Below are 1,516 nucleotides of genomic sequence, written 5' to 3' on the forward strand. Positions count from 1 at the left end.
TCACTGCGGCGGGTTGCCGTGCTTGCGGGAGGGCAGGTCGGCGTGCTTGGTCTGGAGCATCGCCAGGGACCTGATGAGGACCTCGCGGGTCTCGGCGGGGTCGATGACGTCGTCGACGAGGCCGCGCTCGGCCGCGTAGTAGGGGTGCATCAGCTCGGCCTTGTACTCCTTGACCATCTTCTGCCGCATGGCCTCGGGGTCCTCGGCCTCGGCGATCTGCCGGCGGAAGATGACGTTGGCGGCGCCCTCGGCGCCCATCACGGCGATCTCGTTGGTCGGCCAGGCGTAGGTGAGGTCGGCGCCGATGGACTGGGAGTCCATGACGATGTACGCGCCGCCGTAGGCCTTGCGCAGGATCAGGGAGATCCGCGGCACGGTGGCGTTGCAGTAGGCGTAGAGCAGCTTGGCGCCGTGGCGGATGATGCCGCCGTGCTCCTGGTCGACGCCGGGCAGGAAGCCCGGCACGTCGAGGAGGGTCAGGATCGGGATGTTGAAGGCGTCGCACATCTGGACGAAGCGGGCGGCCTTCTCGCTGGCTTCGATGTCCAGGACGCCGGCGAGGGTCTGCGGCTGGTTGGCGACGATGCCGACGACCTGGCCGTCCAGCCGGGCCAGCGCGCAGATGATGTTGCGGGCCCAGCGCTCGTGGACCTCGAGGTACTCGCCGTCGTCGACGATCTCCTCGATCACCTTCGCCATGTCGTAGGGGCGGTTGCCGTCCGCCGGGACCAGGTCCAGCAGCGTCTCGGAGCGCCGGTCCACCGGGTCGGCCGACTCGACGCGGGGCGGGTTCTCGCGGTTGTTCTGCGGCAGCAGCGTCAGGAGGTAGCGCACCTCGGCGATGCACGTCTCCTCGTCGTCGTAGGCGAAGTGGCACACACCGGAGGTCTCGGCGTGCACGTCGGCGCCGCCCAGGCCGTTCTGGGTGATCTCCTCGCCGGTGACGGCCTTGACCACGTCGGGGCCGGTGATGAACATCTGCGAGGTGTCGCGGACCATGAACACGAAGTCCGTGAGTGCCGGGCTGTAGGCCGCGCCGCCCGCGCACGGGCCGAGCATCACGCTGATCTGCGGGATGACGCCCGACGCCCTGGTGTTGCGCTGGAAGATGCCGCCGTAGCCCGCGAGGGCGGAGACGCCCTCCTGGATGCGGGCGCCGGCGCCGTCGTTCAGCGACACCAGCGGGGCGCCGGCCGCGATGGCCATGTCCATGATCTTGTGGATCTTCGTGGCGTGGGCCTCGCCCAGCGCACCGCCGAAGATCCGGAAGTCGTGCGCGTAGACGAAGACCGTCCGCCCCTCGACCGTGCCCCAGCCGGTGATCACACCGTCCGTGTAGGGCTTCCTGGCCTCCAGGCCGAACCCGGTCGCCCGGTGCCGGCGCAGCTGCTCGACCTCCCGGAAGGACCCCGGGTCCACCAGCAGCTCGATCCGCTCCCGCGCCGTCAGCTTGCCCTTGGCGTGCTGCGCCGCCGTAGCCTTCTCGCCCGGCCCGGCCAGCGCCCGGGCACGGATC

General features: G+C 70.3%; 1 protein-coding gene. It reads right to left on the reverse strand.

Annotation, left to right across the window (positions count from 1 at the left end):
* Window positions 1-1,515 carry an acyl-CoA carboxylase subunit beta gene (locus ACIRFH_RS36620; RefSeq protein ID WP_403530929.1) on the reverse strand — a complete coding sequence of 505 codons (1,515 nt, stop codon included), beginning with the start codon at window positions 1,513-1,515 and terminating at the stop codon, window positions 1-3.
* Window position 1,516 lies beyond the last annotated feature (1 nt).

This window comes from Streptomyces sp. NPDC093586, assembly GCF_044764905.1.
In the GTDB taxonomy this organism is placed as follows: domain Bacteria; phylum Actinomycetota; class Actinomycetes; order Streptomycetales; family Streptomycetaceae; genus Streptomyces.